This window comes from Geomonas sp. RF6, from assembly GCF_021044625.1.
In the GTDB taxonomy this organism is placed as follows: domain Bacteria; phylum Desulfobacterota; class Desulfuromonadia; order Geobacterales; family Geobacteraceae; genus RF6.
Map to the genome: position 1 here is coordinate 445,979 of NZ_CP087999.1, position 23,072 is coordinate 469,050.

26 protein-coding genes are annotated in these 23,072 nt (G+C 60.4%); 8 read left to right on the top strand and 18 right to left on the bottom strand.

Annotation, left to right across the window (positions count from 1 at the left end):
- Window positions 1–9: 9 nt before the first annotated feature.
- From LPW11_RS01930 to LPW11_RS01955, 6 genes are all read right to left on the bottom strand, one after another.
- Window positions 10–360 carry a type II toxin-antitoxin system PemK/MazF family toxin gene (locus LPW11_RS01930; RefSeq protein WP_230996438.1) on the bottom strand — a complete coding sequence of 117 codons (351 nt, stop codon included), beginning with the start codon at window positions 358–360 and terminating at the stop codon, window positions 10–12.
- The gene (locus tag LPW11_RS01935) at window positions 344–580 is read right to left on the bottom strand and encodes a BrnA antitoxin family protein (RefSeq protein ID WP_230996439.1); all 237 of its coding nucleotides are present in this window, start codon (window positions 578–580) and stop codon (window positions 344–346) included. Before LPW11_RS01935 ends, LPW11_RS01930 begins: the two co-directional genes overlap by 17 nt.
- Before the next feature lie 269 nt (window positions 581–849).
- Complete coding sequence (locus tag LPW11_RS01940; RefSeq protein WP_230996440.1) at window positions 850–1,314, bottom strand: DUF2318 domain-containing protein; 465 nt, start codon at window positions 1,312–1,314, stop codon at window positions 850–852.
- A gap of 35 nt (window positions 1,315–1,349) precedes the next feature.
- Complete coding sequence (locus LPW11_RS22390) at window positions 1,350–1,856, bottom strand: heavy-metal-associated domain-containing protein (protein WP_331001593.1); 507 nt, start codon at window positions 1,854–1,856, stop codon at window positions 1,350–1,352.
- A 237-nt stretch (window positions 1,857–2,093) separates the two neighbouring features.
- Window positions 2,094–3,455, bottom strand: coding sequence for a sigma-54-dependent transcriptional regulator (locus LPW11_RS01950; protein WP_230996442.1), 1,362 nt, complete (start codon window positions 3,453–3,455; stop codon window positions 2,094–2,096).
- A gap of 54 nt (window positions 3,456–3,509) precedes the next feature.
- On the bottom strand, window positions 3,510–4,406 hold the full coding sequence (locus tag LPW11_RS01955) for a GerMN domain-containing protein (protein ID WP_230996443.1): 897 nt from the start codon (window positions 4,404–4,406) through the stop codon (window positions 3,510–3,512).
- A gap of 595 nt (window positions 4,407–5,001) precedes the next feature.
- Between LPW11_RS01955 and LPW11_RS01960 the strand changes: the two genes are divergently transcribed.
- The 4 genes from LPW11_RS01960 to LPW11_RS01975 all read left to right on the top strand — a co-directional run bounded on the left by LPW11_RS01960 (window position 5,002) and on the right by LPW11_RS01975 (window position 9,156).
- Window positions 5,002–5,892: a DUF1259 domain-containing protein gene (locus LPW11_RS01960; RefSeq protein WP_230996444.1), complete on the top strand. Its 891-nt coding sequence runs from the start codon at window positions 5,002–5,004 to the stop codon at window positions 5,890–5,892.
- A gap of 34 nt (window positions 5,893–5,926) precedes the next feature.
- Window positions 5,927–7,099 carry a chromate efflux transporter gene (chrA, locus tag LPW11_RS01965; protein ID WP_230996445.1) on the top strand — a complete coding sequence of 391 codons (1,173 nt, stop codon included), beginning with the start codon at window positions 5,927–5,929 and terminating at the stop codon, window positions 7,097–7,099.
- Between the two features lie 313 nt (window positions 7,100–7,412).
- Window positions 7,413–7,802 (top strand): family 16 glycoside hydrolase, encoded by a 390-nt coding sequence (locus LPW11_RS01970; RefSeq protein ID WP_230996446.1) that lies wholly within the window; start codon window positions 7,413–7,415, stop codon window positions 7,800–7,802.
- 25 nt (window positions 7,803–7,827) lie between these two features.
- The gene (locus tag LPW11_RS01975) at window positions 7,828–9,156 is read left to right on the top strand and encodes a hemolysin family protein (protein ID WP_230996447.1); all 1,329 of its coding nucleotides are present in this window, start codon (window positions 7,828–7,830) and stop codon (window positions 9,154–9,156) included.
- 217 nt (window positions 9,157–9,373) lie between these two features.
- Here the strand turns inward: LPW11_RS01975 and LPW11_RS01980 are convergent, their stop codons facing one another.
- Together LPW11_RS01980 and LPW11_RS01985 are read right to left on the bottom strand one after the other, a co-directional pair.
- Window positions 9,374–9,745, bottom strand: a complete 372-nt coding sequence (locus tag LPW11_RS01980) for a hypothetical protein (RefSeq protein WP_230996448.1) — start codon at window positions 9,743–9,745, stop codon at window positions 9,374–9,376.
- A complete protein-coding gene (locus tag LPW11_RS01985; RefSeq protein WP_230996449.1) occupies window positions 9,742–10,122 on the bottom strand; it encodes a molybdenum cofactor biosynthesis protein MoaE in 381 nt (126 codons plus the stop codon). The genes LPW11_RS01980 and LPW11_RS01985 overlap by 4 nt, the downstream gene beginning before the upstream one ends.
- Window positions 10,123–10,309: 187 nt before the next feature.
- On the opposite strand from LPW11_RS01985, the gene LPW11_RS01990 reads away from it, so the two are divergent.
- From LPW11_RS01990 to LPW11_RS02000, 3 genes are all read left to right on the top strand, one after another.
- On the top strand, window positions 10,310–11,167 hold the full coding sequence (locus tag LPW11_RS01990) for a substrate-binding domain-containing protein (protein WP_230996450.1): 858 nt from the start codon (window positions 10,310–10,312) through the stop codon (window positions 11,165–11,167).
- 46 nt (window positions 11,168–11,213) lie between these two features.
- Window positions 11,214–12,020, top strand: coding sequence for an amino acid kinase family protein (locus tag LPW11_RS01995; RefSeq protein WP_230996451.1), 807 nt, complete (start codon window positions 11,214–11,216; stop codon window positions 12,018–12,020).
- A gap of 173 nt (window positions 12,021–12,193) precedes the next feature.
- The gene (locus tag LPW11_RS02000) at window positions 12,194–12,421 is read left to right on the top strand and encodes a hypothetical protein (protein WP_230996452.1); all 228 of its coding nucleotides are present in this window, start codon (window positions 12,194–12,196) and stop codon (window positions 12,419–12,421) included.
- 105 nt (window positions 12,422–12,526) lie between these two features.
- Here LPW11_RS02000 and LPW11_RS02005 read toward each other — a convergent pair whose 3' ends face one another.
- From LPW11_RS02005 to LPW11_RS02020, 4 genes are all read right to left on the bottom strand, one after another.
- Window positions 12,527–13,960, bottom strand: a complete 1,434-nt coding sequence (locus LPW11_RS02005; RefSeq protein ID WP_230996453.1) for a fibronectin type III domain-containing protein — start codon at window positions 13,958–13,960, stop codon at window positions 12,527–12,529.
- Window positions 13,961–13,975: 15 nt separating this feature from the next.
- On the bottom strand, window positions 13,976–15,940 hold the full coding sequence (locus LPW11_RS02010; protein ID WP_230996454.1) for a TonB-dependent receptor: 1,965 nt from the start codon (window positions 15,938–15,940) through the stop codon (window positions 13,976–13,978).
- Between the two features lie 86 nt (window positions 15,941–16,026).
- A complete protein-coding gene (locus tag LPW11_RS02015) occupies window positions 16,027–17,439 on the bottom strand; it encodes a fibronectin type III domain-containing protein (protein WP_230996455.1) in 1,413 nt (470 codons plus the stop codon).
- 66 nt (window positions 17,440–17,505) lie between these two features.
- A complete protein-coding gene (locus LPW11_RS02020) occupies window positions 17,506–17,793 on the bottom strand; it encodes an energy transducer TonB (RefSeq protein WP_331001608.1) in 288 nt (95 codons plus the stop codon).
- On the opposite strand from LPW11_RS02020, the gene LPW11_RS02025 reads away from it, so the two are divergent.
- Window positions 17,749–18,177: a hypothetical protein gene (locus LPW11_RS02025; RefSeq protein ID WP_230996457.1), complete on the top strand. Its 429-nt coding sequence runs from the start codon at window positions 17,749–17,751 to the stop codon at window positions 18,175–18,177. The two genes, LPW11_RS02020 and LPW11_RS02025, sit on opposite strands and share 45 nt — an antisense overlap.
- Before the next feature lie 204 nt (window positions 18,178–18,381).
- Here LPW11_RS02025 and LPW11_RS02030 read toward each other — a convergent pair whose 3' ends face one another.
- The 6 genes from LPW11_RS02030 to LPW11_RS02055 form a co-directional block, all read right to left on the bottom strand.
- Window positions 18,382–18,768 carry a molybdenum cofactor biosynthesis protein MoaE gene (locus tag LPW11_RS02030; RefSeq protein ID WP_230996458.1) on the bottom strand — a complete coding sequence of 129 codons (387 nt, stop codon included), beginning with the start codon at window positions 18,766–18,768 and terminating at the stop codon, window positions 18,382–18,384.
- 39 nt (window positions 18,769–18,807) lie between these two features.
- Complete coding sequence (locus tag LPW11_RS02035) at window positions 18,808–19,365, bottom strand: hypothetical protein (RefSeq protein WP_230996459.1); 558 nt, start codon at window positions 19,363–19,365, stop codon at window positions 18,808–18,810.
- A gap of 70 nt (window positions 19,366–19,435) precedes the next feature.
- A complete protein-coding gene (locus LPW11_RS02040; protein WP_230996460.1) occupies window positions 19,436–20,203 on the bottom strand; it encodes an energy-coupling factor transporter transmembrane component T family protein in 768 nt (255 codons plus the stop codon).
- Window positions 20,190–21,566, bottom strand: a complete 1,377-nt coding sequence (locus LPW11_RS02045) for an ABC transporter ATP-binding protein (protein ID WP_230996461.1) — start codon at window positions 21,564–21,566, stop codon at window positions 20,190–20,192. The genes LPW11_RS02040 and LPW11_RS02045 overlap by 14 nt, the downstream gene beginning before the upstream one ends.
- Before the next feature lie 170 nt (window positions 21,567–21,736).
- Window positions 21,737–21,967 carry a hypothetical protein gene (locus tag LPW11_RS02050; protein WP_230996462.1) on the bottom strand — a complete coding sequence of 77 codons (231 nt, stop codon included), beginning with the start codon at window positions 21,965–21,967 and terminating at the stop codon, window positions 21,737–21,739.
- Window positions 21,968–21,977: 10 nt separating this feature from the next.
- Window positions 21,978–22,718: a hypothetical protein gene (locus LPW11_RS02055; RefSeq protein WP_230996463.1), complete on the bottom strand. Its 741-nt coding sequence runs from the start codon at window positions 22,716–22,718 to the stop codon at window positions 21,978–21,980.
- Window positions 22,719–23,072: the final 354 nt, after the last annotated feature.

The window sequence follows — 23,072 nt, forward strand, 5'->3', positions numbered from 1 at the left end:
TCCCCTTTATCACATTCCCAATGTTTCCGCTACGGCGGCGTAGACACGCTCAAGACACTTCTCGTCGAGGGTCAGAAGAGGGCCGTCGATCAGGCGCTTGTTATCTATGGCTCTGATCTGGTCGATGAGGAGATCCGAATCTTTATCAAGTCCATCACGAGCAGGAACACGCACCCTGAGCGGCTCAGCATCTTCAGCCAAGTTGGTCGTCAGGGGAATAATTATCGTCGAAGGATGGCCAGCATCAAGGAGAGCTTGATTCTGCAATATCAGCACGGGCCGAACCTTCCCCGGCTCCGTCCCGCGTCCCGGATTGAGGTTCGCGAGCCAGATTTCTCCATGCTTATAGCGTCGCATCATCTTCGAAGTTCTCGAACTCGGCATTGACGCGCATGCTTTCCCCCCTCACTTTGCAGCTGACTTCCATGAGGCGTGTCCTGCGACGTTCTGCTGCGACGGCAGCGTTCATCTGCTCCAACGCCTTCCGCACATACGCAGCACGCGGCATGCGAAGTTCCTTGGCATAGGCATCAACTTCATTCATAAGCTGATCCGGCAGGCGTAAAGAGATAGTAGACATAATGTACTCCGAAAAGTGATACAACAATGAATACTATCATTGACACCGCGCGCGAGCAAGCACCTCGTGCTTTGGTGGAGACGGATGCAATGTGGACCATTCCGCCGTTTCACCTTCTTTATGGCCCACCTCTGGTAAAGGAACCCTGTTGGAGGCGCCGCACAGTAAAAAAGGGCTGACTCCGTATGTAGAGCCAGCCCTTGTAGCCTGACAACGCCCATCTCGACCTCTCCAGGATCTCGAGGGCATTTCATTTTCGGCCCGTCCTCCTAGAAGAACCTCGCCCCCGCCTTCAGATCATTGGCAGTTATGACGATCTTCCCGCCAGCCTGGGTCGCAGGGAGGTAGCTCGGATTGCACCCGCCGACGGTGTGGGGACCGATCTGGGCGATGGCAAACTTCTGGCCGCAGTTCTTGCACTGCATCATATTCCCAGCCTGCACGTACCCCTTCTTCTCCCGGAAGCAGACGTCGCAGGTGTCGAAGGCAGTGTGAATAGCACCATCGGCACCTTTCACAATAAAGAAGCCGATCTCCTTATTGCCATTGGCGAACCTGTAGAAGTGCGCCTTTCCATCCGAAACCTTGGAGAGAGGGATCGAGACGGCTCCATTTGCTGCAGTCACCTTCTCCCCCTTTCCAAAGCCGGGGAGTTGCAGGGCAAATACTGCGCTCGCGCCGAGCAGCAGGGCTGCTGCACTCATCAAAATCTGCTTCAACACCGGTTTTTTCATATGCTTCCTCCAGATTTTCATGTGTTCCTCCCCTCCTAGTTGGCTTTTCTATTCTTGTCGCAGCAGCCACCGCCGCACCCGCCGCGACCTGCGTTCTGCGATGCATCACCCTTTCCGGCCGCCGCACGGTACTCGTCAAGGGACATGGCCTTCACGACAGTAGTGCCGTATCCCAGTCCGGTAATGGTGTCAGCGATAACTTCCGGCTTGATGGCTCCCGAATCGTACGCCGCGGTGACTCGTCCGTTGTCGACATCCACTTCGACGGCCGCAACTCCTGGCTTTTCCATCAGGGCCTTCTCAATCTTGCCTGCACAGCTCCCGCAGGAAACACCCTTGGACTTCATGATGACCACTGCGTCCGCGCCTTTTGGAGGCGTACTTTCCCCCATCGCTACTGCAGCGAAGAGCGCGAGAAGGAGCGTGAAAGAAGTCGCTCCGATTTTCACAATTCGACACATCCTGATTTTCATGTCACCACCCTGTCTCAGTTCCGGTCGAGACAACCGCCATTGCAGAAGTGCCGGAAAGCGCCCCCGCATCCTTGCCAGTCAATGCCTTGTACTGTGCCACAATCACATATGGTCTGCGGCTTTAGTACAACCTTTGTGCCAACGGTGCAGCCGTCCGGGAATGGGCGGATTGAGCCTGCTCACGGGGGGATGAGGGTGCAGCAGCGGTGGATGCCCGAAGAATATTGGGCACCGGCTGTGGGATATTCTACACCAGGTAAGGATGCGGTGGCTCCCTGATAGCGAGGGGTGAGGTTCCTGTGATCTCTACCGCCTGTCCGGCAGCGTGATCCCGTACTTTTCCATCCGGTATATGAGCACGTGTCGAGGAACCCGCAGGAACCGTGCTGCCGAGGTCTGGTTGCCGTTATTCCGCTCCAGCGCTTCCACGACCACTTCGCGCTCAAGCTGCTCGAGGGAATACCCCTCTTCCGGGAGGTTTACCACCGGCCCCGTCGCGGCTCTCCGGGTATTCACAAACTTGACCGGGAGGTCCTCGAGCGAGATGACATCGCTGCGCCGCATTATGAGGAGCCGCTCCACCGTATTTTCCAGCTCCCGCACGTTCCCGGGCCATGGGTACGCCGTCAGGGCATCGACTATGTCCTTTTCGAAAATGACGCCGCCACAGCCATGCTTGGTGGCAAAGTGCCGGATAAGGAGGGTTATGTCATCCTTACGCTCCCGCAGAGCCGGAAGGTGTATCGGAATGACGCACAATCTGTAGTAGAGGTCCTCGCGGAACGATCCATCTCTCATGCCGGCTTCCAGATCGACGTTCGTCGCGGCCACAACACGGACATCCACTTTCTGCGCCTTTGTCCCCCCTACCGCCTCAACTGTCCTCTCCTGAAGTGCACGGAGCAGCTTCGGCTGCAATGCCGGCGGCAATTCACCTACCTCGTCGAGAAAAAGCGTTCCACCGTCTGCCTGCTGGAACTTTCCAAGCCTGTCCTTTATGGCACCGGTGAATGCACCTTTGACGTGGCCGAAAAGCTCGCTCTCCAGGAGGTCACGGGGGATTGCAGCACAGTTGATCGGTACGAAAGGACCGCCACGGCGGGAACTGAGAGCGTGGATGGATCGAGCTACCAGCTCCTTTCCAGTCCCCGACTCTCCGGTAACGAGGACTGTAGCCTCCGTATCAGCCACCCGGCGAACCACCTCGAACACCTTTTCCATGGCGGCGGAAGACCCTATGATGCTCTTGAAGTCGGTCCGACCCGCGAGGTCTGCCTTTAGCTGCCTGTTCTCCTCCGTCAGACTCGTCAGTTCGAGTGCCTTGCGCACAGTCAGCTTCAGCTCGTCCCGGTTGAAAGGCTTGGTAATGTAGTCGTAGGCGCCGAGTTTCATTACCTCCACAGCGTTGTCTATGGCGCCGAAGGCTGTTATCACCAGAACCAGCGTCTCGGGGGAGGAGGCCTTCACCGCCTTCAGGACCTGTAGACCGTCCATTCCAGGCATTTTCAGGTCGGTGATGACGAGGGCCGGCTTCTCCTCTGCGAAGAGGCGCAGCCCCTGCTCGCCGGATGCAGCAGACACCACGAGGTACCTTTCCTCCTGCAGGTTGTATTCGAGTACTCGACGCAGGGAGTCATCGTCATCGATGACTAGTATCCTTTTTTTCATCATCCTCTCCATGGCCGGCATATTGAAGGCGCTTACCTGTTCGGCCCTCCAGCATCAATGTTCTTTTACCTCCAGAAGGAGATCGCTGCTCCCTTCGGACGCCCGCCCTTTCTTGTCGACAACCTGCCAACGAACTCTTACCGGCATCCCCGCCTTGAAGAGGGAAGGATCTTTAGGCTTCAGGACGGCAGCCATGTCGAAGACAGAGTGGTATATGTCGCCGTGAAAAACGGAACCGTCGGCGGCTGTCATCTGGAGCAGCTTGATGTCCACGGGGCGGTCGAAGAAGGCGTTCACCTCTCCCACGTACCTGTCACCTTTTTCCTTCATGGCAGTGACGCTCAGCAGTCGCGGGGGCGGAAGGGGAAGGACGGCACGCTGGTCCACGCGCTTTACAAGCTGGCTCAGTCTCGAGTCCTTCCCTTCGACCTGAATCCGCACCGTTTTCACCCCCTCAAACTGGGTGAAGGTCAGCACAACGGCGTTGACGAGCGCCCGGTCAGCGGCATCATCCTCCTTGGCACGCAGAACTTCGGGACTGAAATTGACGGTCACGACCCCGCTTCCCTCTTCGACGGAAAGGAGACGAGTGCCTGGCGGAAACGGCTGGAGCAGTTCCCCCTGGTAGCTCTTCAGATCGGCCATGCCGCCCATCAGTCGCTGAACCGCAACCTTCTTGAGGCTTGCCTGGTCAAAGGTGAAGAAGGGGAAAGGAACAGCCTTTGCCGGGTCTTTGGCAGACGGGAAGAAGATGACGAACGCGTAGCAGCTTCCCTTGTCCGTGGTGGGTGCCGGGCCAAAATGTTCCTCAAATGCCTTGGTGGCTGAGACGCGTACCGGCTTGGTGGGCGCCGCAGCGTCCTTCCGGGAACAGCCGGTAAGGAGCAGCATAGGGATTAGGAGGATGGAGAGAAGTCGCAGAGCCGTCATCAGTACGTGTATCCTTTTCATTACGATCCCCTCGCCTTAGATTCGACCGTTAGTCGTTACTACTTCGCGTGTACCAGAACTTCGACCGACGCGCCGTGCGTCCTCAACTGCAACTGTTGCGAATCAGCACAACCCGTACCAAAGCGTAAGGCCCTGAATGAGCTGCAACTTTCTCGTTGCAGCAGTGAGTTACTGTGGAATATTCCACAACCGTCCGTTGCATATTCTCCTGCACAAGAGGTTTGGACATCGCTACCGTCCGCGTCCCATGACCCGGCACTCCCGCTTCTGGATACAAAAATGGGAGAGGCAACCGCTGGCTGCCTCTCCCATTTCTGCATCTGAAAGTTTTTGGAGCGGGAACGCAGGAGTCGAACCTGCGGCCTCAACCCTGGTGGGGCTGTGCTCTACCACTAAACTATCCCCGCGCACATCCAGTTTGCCAAAAGGTGGCCGGCTGTCAACGGCAGGTGTGACATGCCACCTCCCCTTGCCTCGCCACCTTCGGAAACCTGTATGCCCCTCCGAAGGCCGACATCCTCACGATGGTACACTTGTAGTTGGTGCCTGCGCATTAACAAGCTGAACAAATCTTTCGCAGGCAAAGGAGTTTGCAATGTTGGCTAGAAGTATGACGATCATGACATGTGCGCTGGTGATGTTTTCGGCAACGGCGTACGCGCAGGGCGGTTTACCGGACACAGTAGTCATCGACCAGATGACCGGGATGAAAGGAAAAGCGAACGAGCAGGAAGGCGTCTACAAGGTCACCGCACCTCGTTCCGACCTGAAGGTCACCGTGGCAGGGACCAAGGTCACTCCCCCGATGGGCCTCACGTCGTGGGCAGCTTTCAAGAAGGTCGGCAACAGCACGATGGTGATGGGAGACATCGTGCTCCAGGAAGATCAGATCGACCCGGTGATGGATGCGGCCCTCAAGAGCGGTCTGCAGGTGACAGGCCTGCACAACCACTTCATTTACGACGATCCCCGCATCATGTTCATGCACATCGGGGGAACAGGGAAGGACGCCGACCTCGCCTCGGCTGTCGGCAAGGTCTTCAACGCCGTAAAGGAAACCTCTGGGGGGACGACGAAAGCCGGTGCCGACATCGACCCGGCCAGCTCGAACCTCACCACGAGCAAGCTGGAAGCGATCCTTGGCAAAGGTGAGTACAAGGACGGCGTCTTCAAGGTCACCATCGGGCGCACCACAAAGATGCACGGGCACGACGCAGGGAAGGAAATGGGGGTGAACACCTGGGCAGCCTTTGCCGGATCCGACAGCAAAGCGGTGGTGGACGGGGATTTCGCCATGCTGGAGTCGGAACTGCAACCGGTGCTGAAGGCGTTGCGCGGTGCTGGAATCAGCATCGTCGCCATCCACAACCACATGACCCTGGAGCAGCCGCGAATCATGTTCCTCCACTTCTGGGGCGTGGGGAAGGCGGAAATGCTGGCTAACGGCGTCAAGTCGGCTCTCGGCAAGACAGCTTCGCAGAAATAGGGGAAGGTGTAGCGAGCGCAGAGCACCCACGCCAATGAAGAGAGAGAACGAAGAAGAGGTCAAGGGGGAGGAGCACGGTGCCAAAGCTGTCGGGCTGTTGGAACTCACCCTCTACTTTCTGCGGCTCGGTGCCCTCGGGTTCGGAGGCCCGATAGCCCTGGCCGGCTACATGCAGCGCGACCTGATCCCCCGCGGGTGGATCACCGACAGAGAATACCAGGAGGGGCTGGCTTTTTCCCAGATGATGCCCGGTCCCCTCGCCGCACAACTCGCCATGTGGATCGGCTTCATCCGCCACGGCGTTGTCGGAGCCTCCCTCATCGGCATCGTTTTCATCCTCCCCACATTCCTCCTCGTCCTTTTGATCTCCTACCTTTACGTCGCATACCGCGGCATTTCCGTCGTCCAGGCCCTTTTCTACGGCATCGGGCCGGTCGTCATCGCCATAGTGGCGCTCTCGGCCCTGCGCATCGCCAAGAAGACGGTGGGGAGGGACTGGCGCCTCTGGCTGATTTTTGCCGTTGTTGCGCTGACAACCGTGGTGGTCCGTGCCGAAATCGCCCTCCTCTTCCTCGCGGCAGGAGGGATCGGCGTACTCATCTACCACCCGCCGAGATACTGGAGGCGGGGCACGACGACTCCAGCGGTATGGGGGATATCCGGATTTCTTGGCATCGCCGGCGCCCCCCGCCTCCTGGAGCTGGGCGCCTTCTTCGTGAAAGCCGGTGCGTTTACCTTCGGCAGCGGGCTCGCCATCGTGCCATTTCTGCACCAGGGTGTCGTGCTGCAGCACCATTGGCTGAACGAGCGGCAGTTTCTGGATGCAGTTGCAGTCGGAATCATCACTCCCGGCCCGGTGGTGATCACCGCGGCTTTCGTGGGATACCTGGTGGATGGATTTGTCGGCGCAGCAGTGGCCGCGGCAGCCGTCTTTTCCCCAGTGTACTTCTTCGTTCTCTTCATCGGTCGCTACATCATCCGGTACCGGGAAAATGCCGGGCTGCAGGGGTTCATCAAGGGGGCGACTTCGGCCGCCTCCGGCGCCATTGCAGGGGCGTCCGTCATTCTCGGGCAGGGTTCCGTTATAGACGTGCCTACCGCTATAATGTGCGCGGCGAGCCTTTTAATCCTGTGGCGCTTCAAGGTGCCCGAACCGCTCCTGATCGCGGTGGCCGCGGTCGCCGGCATCTTCCTTTACCGCGGGTAGCTTCGCCAGGGTTCAACTCTTCAGGAGATAAGGAATGAAATTTCAACCCCTTTTATTTGCGACGTTCCTGCTACTATCGCTGACAGCCGCCGGCTGCTCACAAAGCGAAGCGACGGCAGGGTACCAGGCAAAGGATAAAAATGTGAAGACCGGCCAGACACTGCAGTGGGCATTCGACACTGACCGTGCAGGCGCCCTCCCCGCAGGGGCGCAGGCATTCAGCGGAAGTTGGGCTGTTCGTGCGGAGCCGGATGCCCCCTCCAGGCCGAATGCCCTTTGCCAGAGCGGAAGCGCACCTTTCCCTGGAGTTGGGATGAGTGACAGGATCTTTGCCGACCTGGCCCTGTCCACCCGGTTCAAGGCCATCTCCGGCAGCGAAGACAGGGCCGCGGGCATCATCTTCCGCATCCAGGACAAGGACAACTTCTACATCCTCCGCGCCAACGCACTGGAGGACAACGTCAATCTCTACAAGTACGTGAACGGCAGCCGCATCGGCATCAAAGACGGAACTGCGAAGGTTCCCTCGGGGAAGTGGCAGGAGTTGCGAGTGGAGGTCAAGGGAGACCTCATCCGCGGCTTCTTGAACGGTGAGATGGTTGTAGAGGCTCACGACAAAACTTTCGAGGCCGGAAAAGTGGGGTTGTGGACAAAAGCGGATTCGGTGACATGCTTCGACGACGTCAAAGTCACCGCCTACTAGAGCGCCTATCCAAACAAAGCACGCAATGTTTGTGACCGTTCTGTACATCCTGGTCGTTTTCCTGCTCGTCGCAGCAAACGGATTCTTCGTGACCTCCGAGTTTGCCATCGTGGCGGTGCGGCGCTCCCGAATTGCCCTCCTTGCCGAGGAAGGGGACCGTCGGGCCGTGGTGCTTCTTGAACTCCTTGACAACCTGAGCGCCTACATCTCCGCGACGCAGCTCGGCATCACCATGGCGTCCCTCGCTCTCGGGTGGATCGGTGAACCGGCCTTTGCCGATCTCCTGGAGGCGCCTCTCAAGGGGCGGGTTTCGGAAACGGTGCTCGAGACCATCGCCTTTGCCGTGGCCTTCACCACAATCACCTGCCTACATATCGTCCTTGGGGAACTCGCGCCGAAGACTCTTGCACTGGAGCGCACCGAAAAGATGGCCCTGGCGATCGCTCGGCCAATGCGGCTCTTCCATACGGTGTTCCGGTGGCCGGTCCGGCTGCTGGACTGGGCCGGGACTCAGACGGTCCGCCTCTTCGGCCTGCATCCCTCGCCCGGGCACGACTCTGTCTATACTTCCGACGAGCTGCGTCACCTGATCGATGCCTCCCGGCAAAGCGGCTCCATCGAGCCGGATGAGCAGAGGCTGCTGCATGGAGTCTTCGAATTTTCAGACGCCGAGGTGCGCGAGGTGATGGTGCCGCGAGGGGAGGTTGACGCGTTGCCTGTGACGGCGAGCCTTGAGGAAGCGAAGGAGGCATTCCGCACTCTGGGGTACTCTCGGATGCCGGTCTATCGCCACCAGCTGGACAGCATCGTCGGCGTCGTGTACCGCCGGGACCTCGAGCCTTACCTGGAGCGCCCGGATCCCAAGGATTTCAATCTGGAAAAACTGGTGCACCGGCCAAAGTACATTCCGGCAAACGCGCAGCTCAGCACCGCACTGAGGCAGATGCAGTCTTCCCATATCCACCTTGCGATGGTGGTTGACGAATATGGCGGAGTTGAAGGGATCGTCACTCTGGAGGACCTTCTTGAGGAAATTGTCGGCGAGATCGCGGACGAGTTCGATGAGGAGAGTACAAAGGTCGAAGCGGGAGAGGACGGAAGCTACGTGATGGACGGGATGCTGACTGTCCGAGCTCTCAATAGCCGACTGCAGCTCCATCTGCCCGAGGACGCTTCCTACACAACAGTGGCAGGATTCCTGCTCGCCCAGGCCGGGCACCTGATGAATGTTGGTGAATCGGTCGAGCACAAGGACGGGCGGTTCACGGTGGAGAGCCTGGAGAGGCACCGCATCGGACGCGTGCGCTTCACCCCTGCACCGGACTCAGAGGCAGGCCACCCCCGGAAGCGGTAATTGCGTGTCATCTGAAGCAAAAACTGGCGCAAAAAGGAACGAAATGGTGGCGGAAAACATGGGGAAAGTTTTTGAATGAGAAGCGAAATTCGGAACCAGTTCATGGCAAGAGATCAAGGAAGCAATGATGGCAAGAACAGCACATCTATGCCGTTTCGCCGTCTTACACCTGTTTAACAACGAGCTTCACCTGGGTTCACAACGTGTTCGCCGCTTTTTATTCCTGCCCCACCCTTCCTCTTCGTCTCTTCTCCAGCAGGGAGATCTTCTCATTCTTGGGTGATGTGACAGTAGCATCCACGATCTTACCGGCGGCTAACGTGACCTCAAGGTGCGAATTCCTCCCGCCATTCCAACGGTACCTCTGGTCGGCAACCTTTGCACCAGGTGTCCCTATCATGGCAGACAGCTGCAAGTAAGGCATCATCGGCTGGATCTTCGCCAGAAACCGCCTGTTAAAGACTGTGGCCGTGGAACCGGCTTCCCCGCCAGCAAACACCGCTTGCGAAGAAATGGCAATCGATGTCGACAGAAGAAGAATCCTGCCACCCCTGTTTATCCGAACGCCGAAGCAGTTCAGTCGAATCATCGCCGCACCTCGTTCTTCACGATCGTCTTCATCCGGCGCAGCCGGGCAATCCCGAGCCGACACGCCTCGAATGCGTCTTCGCTGTTAGGTGAGGTTGCCGCCACCACTGAAATGACCTCTCCCAGCTTTACCCTGCCCACCCGCCGCACGAGCAGAAGGTCTTCCAGATTCAGGAGGCTCTTAATTTCCGCGGCGATGTGCCGCAGCTCCCCTTCACTGTCACCATCGCTGCTGAAATCGATGTGGCAGGTGGTGCCATCGCTTCCATCCTGCGGCTTTACCACCGCGTAGTGCAGTAGAACCGACCCCGCCCCTTTTTTACTCAGCTCGCGGTACGCCTCTTCTGTGTCTATAGGATCACAGCTAATTCGGACCATACATTCCTCTTGCCCACACCCCTCCGGGAGGATGCGAAAGAATCATCCATGAATTGCTCAAGGCTATGGCACTGTGTAATGCTGCAGTTGACTTAATTCAAGTTGACTCATACTACCCATGTGTAATATAAGGCCCTATATAACGCTTAAAACTTCACCATGCAACACTTATTTAAGGAGGTAGAATATGAGATCGAAAATTTTGCTGGTACTGGCCTGTCTGTCGCTATGCTTTCCCGCAGCCGGCTCTGCCGAAACAGCGGAAAAGTTCCTGCTTGTGGCAAGCACCATAGGCCCGGTAGACGCAGGGATCGTTCCTCTTCTAGAGGATCGCTTCCAGGAGGAGACAGGGATTGTGGTGCGGCATGTAGGCGCCGGAACAGGGGAAGCCCTGAAGATGGCGGAGAGTGGCACCTTCGATCTGGTGCTGGTTCACGCCAAATCTCTGGAAGAAGCTTTCGTCAACAAAGGATTCGGCACCAGGCGCATTCCCCTCATGTACAACGACTTCGTAATCGTGGGACCCTCAGCCGACCCTGCAGGGATCAAGGGAATGAAGAGCGCGACGGACGCCTTGAAAGCCATATCCGCCGCCGGTGCCACCTTCGTGAGCCGTGGGGACAAGTCGGGGACGCACGTTGCGGAGCAGGAGTTGTGGAACAAGTCCGGGATCAAGCCTGCGGCTCCGTGGTATCAGGTGTATGAGAAAGGAAAGGACGGGAACGGACCGACACTTAAGTACACCGATACCATCGCGGCCTATACCTTCATGGACAGGGCGACCTACCTGTCGCTGAAGGACAGCATCAAACTCACCGTGCTGGTGGAGAAGGACGAGGCGCTGCTGAACTACATGTCCGTTATTCCGGTCAACCAGCAGAAGTTCCCCTCCGTCAACGAAAAGGATGCAGCCGCTTTCGTGGAGTGGCTTACCGATCCGGACAAGGGGCAGCGCATTATCGCCGAGTTCGGCAGGGGAAAATATGGTCAGCCCCTCTTTTATCCCAACTCGGTACAGTGGCAGGCAAAGCGGGTAAAGAAGTAGCAAAACGGCTGTTATGCCAAATGGGCCTCACCAAAAGAGGGACAAGATGAATCAGAGACACGAAATTGACAGCAGCCTCAAAGGGGAAAGCCTCGCTCGCAAAGGGCTTATGAAGAAGCACTCCCACGTCCCCCAGATCAGGCTCGTTCCCGACCTGAACGTCGTGAAGATCGGCGGACACGGAGTGATCGACTACGGCCGCGAAGTGGTGCTCCCGCTCATGAGGGAGCTTGGAGAGTTGTCGCTAAAGGAGAAGATGCTCGTCGTTACCGGAGGCGGCGTACGAGTGCGCCACATCCTCGACATCGGGATCGACCTCGGAATGCCCACCGGCGTGCTCGCCGAGCTTGCGGGGAAAATAAGCGAACAGAATGCGGAGATCGTCACCTTGCTCCTTTCAGAATGGAAGGGATCCAGAGTAAAGACCGGTGACCTCCTCGACCTCCCCACCATGCTGCACCTCGGTCTCCTCCCCGTCACTCACGGGACGCCACCGTACGGCCTCTATGAGCATCCCCCTGGCGTAGGTTTGATCCCTCCGCACCGCACTGATACCGGTGCGCTGCTCATGGCTGAGGTCCTCGGTGCCAGGAGCTGCATCCTGGTGAAAAACGTGGATGGGCTCTATACCGAGGACCCGCGGGTGAACCCCAAGGCGGAACTCATCGAGGATATCGGCGTCGACGAACTGATCGCCCTCGACATGGAGGATATGGTGCTGGAGCGGAAGATGCTCTATATCCTGCGAGACGCTACCAACATAAGCGAAATAAGGATCGTCAACGGCCACAGCCGCGGCAATATAGAAAAAGCAATGAACGGAGAACGAGTAGGTACGGTGATACGGAAATAGTGCCTGCGGCGGGGCAGCTGTGACCGCGATGTTGTACAAAGAAACCTGCTGCTATAGCACTCGGCCAGGCATCCGGGTGGTCTCGTGATTTCCGCTGAAACGAGGTATATTAATTAACATGGGTGGTAGCGGGGTTTCTCTTCGACGGGGGATAGCAAAGGGAGGTAGTCACCATGGCGGGAAAAATTTTTTACAGGGAAAGAGTAAAACGTGGACAGGACGGCTCGAAGTCGCCGCGTTACGTGGTGATGGCTACTTCCGGCACCGACCTCAAGGTCCACGGACAGCACTTCCGCATGAGCGAAATGAAACACATGGCCGAGTCGGTGGGTGCCGAGCTGATCCACCTGGAACGCGGCCAAAAGCATCAGGGCGAGGCAGAGGGTGAAACGACGGCCTGACCCTCAGGCAGTACGGTGCCCGAAAGGGGGAAGGACGCACGGTCCTTCCCCCTTTTTGCGTGTACTCCGGCACAGGTGCCTCAAGTCAGCGCTTCATCCGGGGCTCTATTTCATCCCTACCGTCAATGTTGATCGCCCCGCGCTGTCCCTGCCTGTGAAAACCAGCATGTCCTTGAAGTAGGAGAGCTTGCCGTGCAGCGAAGGGTCCCCGGCGGCGGTCACAACTCCCTCACTGTCCATCCCCAAGGAAAAAGATTCTGCTGAAGCTCCTCCGACACTGTCTGTGTAGCTCGTGTAGCCAGCATTCCCCAAGAGGTCTATGGAAAGGATCCCCGAAGCGGTAAGGGGGACACCGCCGGTCATGACCGTGTGGAAGCGGTAGGAACCTGAGAGATCCGCTGCGACAAACCGGTTGAGGTCGTTCGGGGTAATGTTGATCATCTGGTATATGCGCAGGACGTAGCGCGGACCGGTACCCCGGCTTTCCGTCGCGGTCCCCACGATCAAGGACTTGTCCCCGGACATCACCAGGCGGTCCATGACCAGTGCAGGGGCAGGCGTGGCGCCGGTGAGGCTTTCGGTGACGATCCCGGTATTGCTGATGTTGAAGACCGTAGCCTTCTCCGCGGGGAGTGCCGGGGCGGACGGCGCGCTGAGCGCGGAGTACTGCACCTTTTGGTCACGTCCCAGCTGCCCTGCGCCCCACTCCCACTCCCCATTGATACCGGCGCAGATCTGGTGATAGGCGAAGCGCCGCCCCCCGCCCCCGGAACCGCCGAACCCTTGCACGTCCGCCGCCACGAAAGTGATGGGGAGCTGCTTCTGCAGGATGGCCAGGTAGCGGCTCGAGCCGGTCCACGGGCCGCTTCCCACGATCAGGGCACGGTTTGACGCGATGTGGCCGCGTAGCCCCGGGCCGCTACCGACTGCGTCGCGCACCTCGCCGGTTGGGGTCAGGAAGAGAACGGGAAAGAGACCGGCGGGGGCGCTGCTCTTCCCGGCGCTGTCCTGATAGAGGGTGTAGGCAACAGCTCCGCTGCTGCTCACCGTGAGGGCGCCCCGCATCCATCCGGGGGCATCCCCCGATACAAGGACGTTGAAGTTCCAGGTACCTTCCAGATCCTGCTGCACATAGGGACCGGGAAGGGTTGGCGCGGCGAAAACCTCGGTAGAGGGAGCACTCTCCCCGTTGGCGACCGCCGATGTGACCACGAAATAGTAGGTGGTGTCGTTGTCCAGTCCGGTAACGGTAACGGAGGTGGCGGGTACCTCGACTGCAATCCTTCCAGCGGGAGTGACGCCCGGCGCAGTTCCATAATAGACGCGGTAGGCCGTCGCTCCGGTGACGGGACTCCAGTTGAGCGACACAGTGCGATCCCCCGCAGTGGCGACCACGCCGACAGGTGCCGCCGGAACCGACGTGCTGTAGCGGACCGGATTGTCGCCGGAGCAGGATGACAGGATAAAGCAGCAAAGGACCGCAGCCAGGGCGTGCCTCAGCCTCTTCCAGTTTCTCATTCCTCTAAAGGTGCTCTGCATAAGATCTCCACGGCACTACAGCCGAAACTCCACGCCGCCATAGATGAAACGGCCAGCCTGCGGCATGCCGTAGCTGCTTTCGTAGTTCTCGTCCAGCAGGTTGTCCGCTCCGAGATAAAGGGTGACCTTTCGATCAAAGAGCCTCTGGCTCAACTTGAGGTTCACCAGGGTGTAGTCGTTTAGCTTCAGCTTCTGCACCGGGGCGACGTTGTTCTTGGTGTAGAAGAACTGGTTTCCGACGTAGGTGAAGGACGCGTACGGGGTGAATCCTGAATCGAAGTCGTAGCGTGCTTCGGCGGTAACTCGGTCACCCGGGGTGTACTGCTGCTCCTCCCGCCCGGCGCGCGAGCGGTCCTCGGAATGGAGATAGGAATAGGAAGCCCGCAGCACAAGCTTCTTCAGGTATTGAGCGGCGGCGGAGAACTCAACGCCGTAGAAGCGCACTTCGGAGAGGTTGGTATTGCGGTTCACGGTCTGGTCGTTCTGAATCAGGTTCTTGGCAATCGTATGAAAGCCGGTGACGGCGATGGAGGCGTCGGCACCGATCCCTTGCTCCACCCCCGCCTCGTACGTCTCGGCGCGCTCTGCGGCGAGGTTCTCCTCCCCCTTCCCTATCTCGTACAGATCCCCCAGCGAAGGAAAGCGCACGCTGCGTTTGAAGGCCGCCTTCAGACGGGTGTCGTCGAGCACCTGATAGGAGACTCCCGCAAGGAGGGAGTAGTCGTCATCGCTCCTCTCGCTCCTGTTCTGCCAGTAGTGGCCGTACCCAAGTACCACTCCGACGTCCTTCAGCGGCTTGACCTCGTATTCGATCCCGGCGGAGTAGAGGGTGAACGCCTTGTCGTCATCGAGGGGCGCGAACGATCCCGCACCGGTTCCGGAGACGCCGTGGGTTGCCCAGCTGTCCTGCTCCACAGCAAGGGATGCGGTGAGCGCTCCATACTTGCCCAAACCGTACTTTGGCTGGATCGTGACGCCGTCGATGGAGGAGGAGACGTGGGCGCGGAACGAGCCGGAGGCTTTGTAGCTGTCGAGATCGATGGTGTCGTACTGGGTGTCGTCCTCGTCGCGATGGCTCAGGTAGCCCCAGCCACGCACCGAGAAGCGGTCGCTCACCTGGTAGTCCGCCGCAAGTTGCAGGAGGGTCGTCTCGAAGCGGTCCACCCTCTGGTACTTCGGAGTGTTGGCGAACGGATCCAGGCCGCTGGTGACAATAGTAGTCGGCTGCCCGAAACTCCCCTCCCCGTAACCCAGGGTAAGCTCCAGGGCGAGGTCGCTGCTGGGGGTGTATCCGAGGGTCCCGAGGACGTTGTTGCGCCTGCGGTCGCTGTTTTTGCGCAGCCCCTTCCCCTGCTCCGGCACCGGGTCAAATCCCGCCGACATGGGGAAACCCTCCACGTCCGTGGAACTGCCACTCAGGAAATAGTTCCACTTCGAGGTGGCACCGGAGACGCTGGTGCGCAGGAGGTACGGTTCGCCGTCCCCCGTTTCGATCCCCAGGTCACCGTGGACATCCTTCACCCCCTTCTTGGTGATCACGTTGATGACCCCGCCCAGTCCCCCCTGGCCGTACAGGATGGAACTGGGGCCGACGGTGACCTTCACCTCGGCGATGTTCTCGGTGGGGATGAGGGCGGGGTCGAACTGCTGGTCGAAGGCGGAGTTGATGGGGATGCCGTCCAGAAGGAGCACCACGTGCCGGGTGCGAAATCCGCGTACGTCGATGCGGGGCACCCCTTCCCCTCCAGTGCGCACGTGGACGCCGGGCAAAAGTGAGATTGCCTGGTCGAGGGTGCGCGCGTTTTTCGCCTTTATGTCCTCTTCGGTCACGGCGCGTACCGTCTGGGTGGATTCGACCCCCTCCTCCTGGCCGGAAACGACGATCTCGCCGAGAGAGAAGTCGGCGGGGGCGGAATCCGCCGCCAGCGCCGCGACTGCAGGAATGAAGAGGGTGCCGAGGGCGATAACGAGGGAGAGCATTCGCTTCTGCTGAAAATTCATTGAGCTGTACCTGAAGATGATGCTGCCGCTCCCCCGATGGAGGAGCGGCACGATGCGCTGGTAAACTACAGGGTTGCCTTTTTCGGCGAGGTTTGCGCGCCGCTCTCCCCTGCCGCGTTGGCCGCCGTTACAACGATCGAGTAGGTGCCGGTCGGGAGGGTGAGCACTGCCGGAGCCGTGGCGGTATTCATCTTCGTTCCCGTGCTGATGACGGTGGCGGTGGTGGCGTTGGACGACTTGAGGTAATAGACGTTGTAGGAGGTCGCGTTCGGCACGATCGCCGCCCAGTCCACGGTCACCTGGCCGTTGGCTACGGTGGCGGTCACGCTGGCCGGGCTCCCCGGCGCCTGCGCGGTGGCGGCGGGGGTTGCCGCCTTATCGCTGGAGATGAGGCTCTCGCCGGCGCTGTTCACCGCGGTGACAGCGAAGTAGTATTGCTGCCCGTTGGTGAGAGGGGAGACGGTGTAGGTGGTCGCAGTGGTCGTGCCGACCAGATTGGCCGGCACGGCGGTCACCGGGGTGGTGCTGCTCTGGTAGACGTTGTAGGAAGTCGCGGTGGCGGAAGAAAGCCAGGCGAGCTTCACCGAGGCGACGTCCCCGGAAGCGACCATCGACTTGGGCGCTGCGGCAACCGGCAGGGGTGTGGCGGACACTTCGGCCGACGCAAGACTTTCGCCGGTGGCGTTCACCGCGGTGACAATGAAGTAGTAGGGGACTCCGTTATCGAGCGGGGTGGACGGAGCGATCGCCAGTGTCGCCGCTGCGGAGCCGGCGACTTTCGTCCCGGTGGCGGTGCTGACACCGGCGGCTTTGCCGTAGTAGACGTTGTAGCTCGTGGCTGCAGGAACGGCGGTCCAGTTCAGCGTGACCTTGCCGTCGCCGGCTATGGCCTGGACCCCGGCTGGAGCGCCCGGATGCGGCGTGGCATTCTTGAATGCGGCCCAGACGGAGAGGTGGGTGATGCTCGGGGTGATCGTACCTGCGGAGCTTACGGTCTGCAGACCCTCGTACTTCCAGGCGGAGCTGCTGAAGCTGTAGAGTTCCACCGTGTCGCCGGCGCTGACCCCTGCCACCTTCATGGTGAGAGCTACCGGCTGGGAGAAGCTTTTCACGGTGCCCATATCGATGTTCGTGAACCCTGCCAGGGCAGTCCCCGCCGGAAGGGTCGCCGCCGCGGCCGGCAAGTCCGATGCGGTAGTGGAGTAGCTGACCGAGGTACTCACGCTCCCCGACACGGGGGTGCCGGAGGCATCGGTGAGGGTGGTGCCCGACGGGATCGACAGGGTCAATCCCGCCGGAGTTGCTACCGTGAGCTGTGCAGCAGTGGTGCCATTGGTCGTCGTTACCGTCCCGGCAGTGACCGTCTGGGTGGCAGGCACGCTACTCCCGCCTCCGCCGCCGCATCCGGCCAGGGCCGCAGCAGCCATCAGCACCGCGACCCCCTTCTGCAACATCGCAACAATCATCTTCTGCTTCATCTGTTCCTACCTCCTTTTCAATCCATGTGGTCATAACAGCATATGGAACGGGCCCTCCTCAACCTCCTACCTGGAGAGCCCGAAGGTGATGGTTACGTTGAAACGAGCTTCATGGAGCGATAGTTCCGCCGGAAAGGGAGGGTAATTGCCCACCGCCCTGATCGCCCCTGTTGCCGCTTGGTCGAGGGAGTCGTGGCCGCAGGAGGAGAGCGTCTCCACCCCTTTCAACCCTCCGTCGCGGGAGAGGATCACTGCCCTCTGGCAACTCCCCTCCTGTCGCATGCGCCGCGCCGCGACCGGATACTTCTTGTGCGCCTCGATGAGCGACGTGAGGAGCCTCCGGTAGGCGGCGATACGGTCCCCATCGGATGCTCCACTGCCGTGACGTGCCGTTCCGGTCCCGTCCCCCGCTCTTCCCTTTCCGGTTCCGGTGCCCGCTCCTGCCCCGGCGGCGGGTTCTCCACCTCCCTTGCCGGTCCCGGCTGCGGCGCCGGAAGGAGCACGTGCGGCACCGTCGCCGACAGCAGCAGGGGGGGGCGCCGGGGAGCGGCATGGCGGCCGCGGGACGCGTCGGAAGCGGGGGCGCTACGGCACGCGGCGTCGGAGGATGAGAGGCTTCCCTGGCGGCGGCAGGAGCCGGGAGCACCGGGGCGGCGCTCCTTTTTACCGGGGCAGCAAGCTCTGCCGGCGCCGGCGCCGACCGTCGCGCCGCAGAGGCTGCAGCCGCGGGGACCGTAGGCTTTCCCCGCTCTCCCCCCGAGGCGCCCTCACGCCTGGTCTCGGTAACCAATTCCACGAAGTGGACGGCCGGCGGGGTCTGCCGAATACGCCCGGGGTCGGGGAGATGCGAGCCCAGGAGGGCGCCCAGAAGTCCCAGGTGCAGGGCCAGAGACAACCCGAAAAATGACGCATGTTCCTTCAGTTCGGCTCGGACCGCCCCGATCATGATCCGCCAAAGACCTCTCGCTTGTGAATGGTGGCCATCCGCTTCAAGAGACTGGTGCCGTAGCGGCTGGCCTCGAAAGCGTCTGCGCTGTTGGGGGAGGTGGCTGCGACAAGGGAGATGATCTCCCCAGCCGGCACACGCCCTATCCGCCGCATCATAAGGACGTCGTCCAGAAGCCAGCGCTCTTTCAGTCCTGATGCGAGGACCTCCAGCTCTGCCATCACATCCCCCTGCGCCAGGTATTCGACGTACTCGGTGGGGCACTGGCGCCCGGTATTTCTCTTCACCACCGCGTAATGAAAGACCGCGGAGCCGGAATTCTCCCTCCCCAACAGATCGAATACCGTGGAGGGATTGATGGGGCTGTCAGTTACAAGGACCATGGCGCACCTCCAGATGCATAGCCGCCGGACATGCCGCCGTCAGGCGGGACTTCTCGCAATGAGGCTGTTTGCCTGCAGCCTTTTCACCACCGGCGGCACAATGGCGGCTCCTGCCGCGGCGTAAAGGCAGTTCACCAGCGCCGTTATGAGTGCCTGCTGCAGGATGATCTCGTCCTCCACACCGAGGAGAAACTCGAGGCCGCTTACCGAAAGAGAGCGCACCGCTGAGGCGATGATGCCGATGGTGAGGCAGCCGGCATAGCTTACCGCGAAGCCGGGGTAGCAGATGGCCGCCAGGTCCACGAGGAGCGCAGGGAGGAGGAACTTGACCAGGATGAGGGGGCTGCCGTTACTCATCCCAAGGGCCAGCGTCCCGATGGAGGCAATCAGCCCCACGAGGGTTGCCGCGCCGGTCTTCGGAACACAGCCGCGGGAGAGCAGGAGGAAAAAGGTCATGAAGAGCATGACGTGCCCGGGCAGGTGCAGGTGCAGCCTGAGCCCAACGCGGGTCAGCAGTATGAAGGTCGCGCAGAAGCCGAGGAGGATCGCCTCCTTCAGGGTAAAACGTTTCCAGATCAACTTCTCTATTCTTTCCAAGGAACCTCCTTCAACAATGAAAGACATCAGGTATTCATTTCAACTCCCCTAACCGGCAGAAGACGGGGGATCACCTGTTTAGGGGGACAGGCTTTACAGTCGGCAACGGCTCCTTCTCGCCAGCACCCTCGGGAGATTCCAGCAGCGCCGGGTCCCAGTAGCTGCGCACTCTGGAAGAGCCAAAGCCACGGGCCTGGGCGGAGAGGGAGGCTTCCTCCGCCGTCTTCAGCGCGCGCACCATGAGCGGCAGCAAGAGGCAATGCAAGAGATCCGGCCAGTTGCGCGGGTCCTTCACCTCGGCGATGGAGAGACGCGCGCCGCGCATCCTTTGCGCCACCGCGATCTCCCGCGTCTCCCGGGCGAAAAAGGGGACGAAGCGCAGGCTCGTGAAGACCAGAAAGGATATCTGGTATGGCAAAATTCTGCGCAGCCCCCTCATCAGGGCGGTCGGCTGCGTGGTGCGCAGAAAGACGGAGCCGGGGAGGAACGCGAGGATGATCTGCAACGAGGTGCGCAGCGCCGGCCACGTACCCGCCGCACCAAAGCGGCAGAGGTACAACCCGGTGATGAGCACCCCCTGCAGCAGGAGGTAGCGCACGTCGCGCCACAGGTCGTAGAGCGACAAGCACGCAGCGAAGTAGTAACAAAGGGCGCAGAGCAGTACGGCTGCCAGCTCCGCAGGCCGGCGCGCCGCCACCGCGGCGGTGGTGAGGACGCAGCCGATGGCGAGCTTGGTGCCTCCCCCCAGCCGGTGCACCGGGGAGTCGACCACCCGGTACTGGCAGGCGTAATCGCTGGTGCGCCCCCCGTTTCCCTTCTTGCGATCACGCCGCGGCAACTGTCCCCCCCTCCAGTAGTACCGTGCGGTCCGCCCACCACTGCGCAGGGAGCGGATCATGTGAGGCGATGACCACCGTGGTGCCGAAGCGCTGCGGCAGTCCGTACAGGATGTGCAAAAGCCTCAGGCGCTGTTCCCAGTCGAGTCCCGCAAACGGCTCGTCCAGCAGCAGTACCTCCGGTCGCGGCGCCAGGACCGAGGCGAGCGCCACCCGATGCTGCTCGCCGAAGCTGAGGGTAAGGGGGGCGCGCCCGGCGAGATGGGAGATCTCGCAAAGCTCCAGCGCTTCGCGGATCGCGTCGTCGCGAAGTGCGGCCGGCATCTCCATCCTTTTCAGTGAAAAGGCCACCTCCTCCGTCACCGTGTTTTCGAAGAGCTGCCGGCCCGGGTTCTGCACCAGTAATCCAACCTTCCCGAGGAGCCGGCCCGGTCGGGGCTTGTCGATGCCGGCTATGACCACCGTCCCGGTGTCCCCCACTTCCACCCCGGCTAGACAGCGCAGAAGCGAGGATTTCCCTGCTCCGTTCAGGCCGGTGAGATGCACCCGCGCTCCCGCCGGAACCTGGAGCGACACCTTCGAGAGGACCGTACCCGTCTCCGGGTAGGAAAGCGATACACCGCGCACTTCGATGGCCGGCGCCCCAATGGACGGTTCCCGTTGCGGCGCGGCATCCGGCTGTGTCGGCTCGCAGAAGTGCGGGCAGCGGCAGCTCTCCCCGGCGATCCGCCCGTTCTCCATGTAGAGGTAGCGATCGGCGATGCGTTGCAGGGGCTTCAGGTTGTGCTCTGCGATGAGCAGGGTGTATCCCTGCCTCTTCAATTCCGCCAACACCCCGATCAGTTCCGTCTTCCCTTCGTCATCAAGCTGCGACGTCGGCTCGTCCAGGATAAGGAGCCGCGGCTCCATCGCCAGCGCCGCAGCGATGGCGATGCGCTGCTTTTGCCCGGCGGAGAAACGCTCCACGCTGCGTGCCGCGTAATTGACCAGATTCGTCGCCTGAAGCGCGCGGCGCACCCGCCTTGTAATCTCTATCTCGGAAAGGCACAGGTTCTCCGGGCCGAAGGCCACCTCCTGGGCCACCGTCGAGCACAGGATCTGGGTCTCCACATTCTGGAAAACGAGCCCCACGCCGCCGGAAAGACCCGTGTCCTGCCACTGCGGGTAGCGGATCTCGCCACTGCTCTCCCCGCCGCGCAAAAGCCCCTTTACCGCCATCAGCAGCGTCGTCTTGCCGCAACCGGACTGTCCGGCCAGGCAGACGCATTCGCCGCTCCTCACATCGAGGGAGACATCACTCAGCGCTGCCCCAGGAGCACCATGAAAGGTATGGGAAAATCCTTCCACCTCGAGAAAAGTGCCCATCAGCGAGGCTCCGGCACACGCCCGCCGCGGCGCCAAGGGGGAGAACAAAGCGCCGTGCGGCGGGAGTGGCAGGGAGTGGACGACGGCAGCGTCCATTTTGTAGGCGGTCCGTGGGAAGGGCCTTTCTTGCACTCTGTGGTGGCTGGTTTCCTCATCCTCTCACCCCGTCTCTACTGGCAGGCAGTCGCAGGGTAATGGTTGCAGCGTGACTGACAGGTAAAGGACGTGGCAGTCCAACGCCGGTAACGACAGTTGTAGCAGGAGCGCTCGTCATCGCAGACAGCTTCCTCCTCCACATCGGGGCGGAATCCGAGGCATGAAGCAGCTCTGCGCGCTGCTCCCGCCCAGTCTTCCTTGCCATAGGGATACACCTTCTCGCACCTCTCACCCGTCAGCCACATCTGGCTCCTCCTAATACCTCTTCAGTTGCTGCTTCAGGAGCACCTGCCACTCCGCAATACCTCCACCGTCTGCCGGCTTTACCAGCAACACCGACTGTCCCTGGAGCAGAACAGTCTTCAGCCTATCCGTCACCCGGACTCTAGCCCCGGGTTCCAGCACCAATCCCTCTGTCGTCTGAACAGAGTCGATCAGGGGGTGCGAGCAGAGGCGATCGACTGTCGTAATGCCATCGACGGCGGGAAAGTCGATGTTTCCCTTCAACCGGCCGTCATTCCCCCCGAGTCGTAATCCCACCCCTGCAAGGGCGCCGATCACACCCTGGCCGGTACCGCCATGTTCGGAGAGATGGACGCCGAGTTGCCCGGCCAGATCGTATGCCTCCTCCTTTGTCAGTACTGTTTCTTTTGCCTTCCGGCCGAACGACAGGAGCTTCTTTGGGTCTTTTAGAGCTGCAACCGTGGCAATGCAGAGCCCGGGGTCGGAGCCTGGAGCACTCTCCCGTGTCAGATAGGTCGCAGCCTGTTCGATTAGAGCAGGAAGGCACTCCTCGCCGATCTCGGCGGTGAAGCACATGGCACTATTGTGAGAGGTGTACGGTATATCTTGATGCACATAGAGCTGGTGGCGGGTGACATAACTGCTCTTGCCCCAGCCCGCTTGTTCGACTCTCGCCGCAATCTCGCTGGCAAGATCACCAGTCCCTCTGCTTTCGAGGTTGTCGGTATCATCGATAGCTATAACGACTTCCATGGCCCCCCCCTGTTAAGCTGTGGTTTTAGCAGAAAAAGCGGGGGGGAACATACCACAGATATATAGCAAAGTACACAACGATTGTTATGTACCGCGCTACATAGCGCCATATCTCCCGTCCGTGGCGATCTCCATGACGCGACGAGGGCGATGACGGCCATTACAGTCCCAGGCTCTTTGTATCTGTACCGGCATCGGGGAAGAGCACTTTCAATTCAAAAGGGGGTTTGGCGTGGCGAGATCGATCGGGAAGGCAGATCTGGTGAGGGCAACGACAAAATGGGAGTAGCGGACCCTGAGAGGAGGGTAATTCGTACGGTCCACGGATCCGCAAAGAAAAGAAGCATAAGCTCG

Excerpts from the sequence above, each read along its gene's own strand:
- LPW11_RS22390 (WP_331001593.1), bottom strand. The coding sequence starts at position 1,856 with ATGCGGGGGCGCTTTCCGGCACTTCTGCAATGGCGGTTGTCTCGACCG.
- LPW11_RS02030 (WP_230996458.1), bottom strand. The coding sequence starts at position 18,768 with ATGGTCCTTGTAACTGACAGCCCCATCAATCCCTCCACGGTATTCGAT.
- chrA (WP_230996445.1), top strand. The coding sequence starts at position 5,927 with ATGAAGAGAGAGAACGAAGAAGAGGTCAAGGGGGAGGAGCACGGTGCC.
- LPW11_RS02005 (WP_230996453.1), bottom strand. The coding sequence starts at position 13,960 with ATGCAGAGCACCTTTAGAGGAATGAGAAACTGGAAGAGGCTGAGGCAC.
- LPW11_RS02000 (WP_230996452.1), top strand. The coding sequence starts at position 12,194 with ATGGCGGGAAAAATTTTTTACAGGGAAAGAGTAAAACGTGGACAGGAC.
- LPW11_RS01970 (WP_230996446.1), top strand. The coding sequence starts at position 7,413 with ATGAGTGACAGGATCTTTGCCGACCTGGCCCTGTCCACCCGGTTCAAG.
- LPW11_RS02015 (WP_230996455.1), bottom strand. The coding sequence starts at position 17,439 with ATGAAGCAGAAGATGATTGTTGCGATGTTGCAGAAGGGGGTCGCGGTG.
- LPW11_RS01985 (WP_230996449.1), bottom strand. The coding sequence starts at position 10,122 with ATGGTCCGAATTAGCTGTGATCCTATAGACACAGAAGAGGCGTACCGC.
- LPW11_RS02010 (WP_230996454.1), bottom strand. The coding sequence starts at position 15,940 with ATGCTCTCCCTCGTTATCGCCCTCGGCACCCTCTTCATTCCTGCAGTC.
- LPW11_RS01960 (WP_230996444.1), top strand. The coding sequence starts at position 5,002 with ATGTTGGCTAGAAGTATGACGATCATGACATGTGCGCTGGTGATGTTT.
- LPW11_RS02055 (WP_230996463.1), bottom strand. The coding sequence starts at position 22,718 with ATGGAAGTCGTTATAGCTATCGATGATACCGACAACCTCGAAAGCAGA.
- LPW11_RS01955 (WP_230996443.1), bottom strand. The coding sequence starts at position 4,406 with ATGAAAAGGATACACGTACTGATGACGGCTCTGCGACTTCTCTCCATC.
- LPW11_RS01995 (WP_230996451.1), top strand. The coding sequence starts at position 11,214 with ATGAATCAGAGACACGAAATTGACAGCAGCCTCAAAGGGGAAAGCCTC.
- LPW11_RS01930 (WP_230996438.1), bottom strand. The coding sequence starts at position 360 with ATGATGCGACGCTATAAGCATGGAGAAATCTGGCTCGCGAACCTCAAT.
- LPW11_RS01940 (WP_230996440.1), bottom strand. The coding sequence starts at position 1,314 with ATGAAAAAACCGGTGTTGAAGCAGATTTTGATGAGTGCAGCAGCCCTG.
- LPW11_RS02050 (WP_230996462.1), bottom strand. The coding sequence starts at position 21,967 with ATGTGGCTGACGGGTGAGAGGTGCGAGAAGGTGTATCCCTATGGCAAG.
- LPW11_RS02045 (WP_230996461.1), bottom strand. The coding sequence starts at position 21,566 with ATGGGCACTTTTCTCGAGGTGGAAGGATTTTCCCATACCTTTCATGGT.
- LPW11_RS01935 (WP_230996439.1), bottom strand. The coding sequence starts at position 580 with ATGTCTACTATCTCTTTACGCCTGCCGGATCAGCTTATGAATGAAGTT.
- LPW11_RS01990 (WP_230996450.1), top strand. The coding sequence starts at position 10,310 with ATGAGATCGAAAATTTTGCTGGTACTGGCCTGTCTGTCGCTATGCTTT.
- LPW11_RS01950 (WP_230996442.1), bottom strand. The coding sequence starts at position 3,455 with ATGAAAAAAAGGATACTAGTCATCGATGACGATGACTCCCTGCGTCGA.
- LPW11_RS01975 (WP_230996447.1), top strand. The coding sequence starts at position 7,828 with ATGTTTGTGACCGTTCTGTACATCCTGGTCGTTTTCCTGCTCGTCGCA.
- LPW11_RS01980 (WP_230996448.1), bottom strand. The coding sequence starts at position 9,745 with ATGATTCGACTGAACTGCTTCGGCGTTCGGATAAACAGGGGTGGCAGG.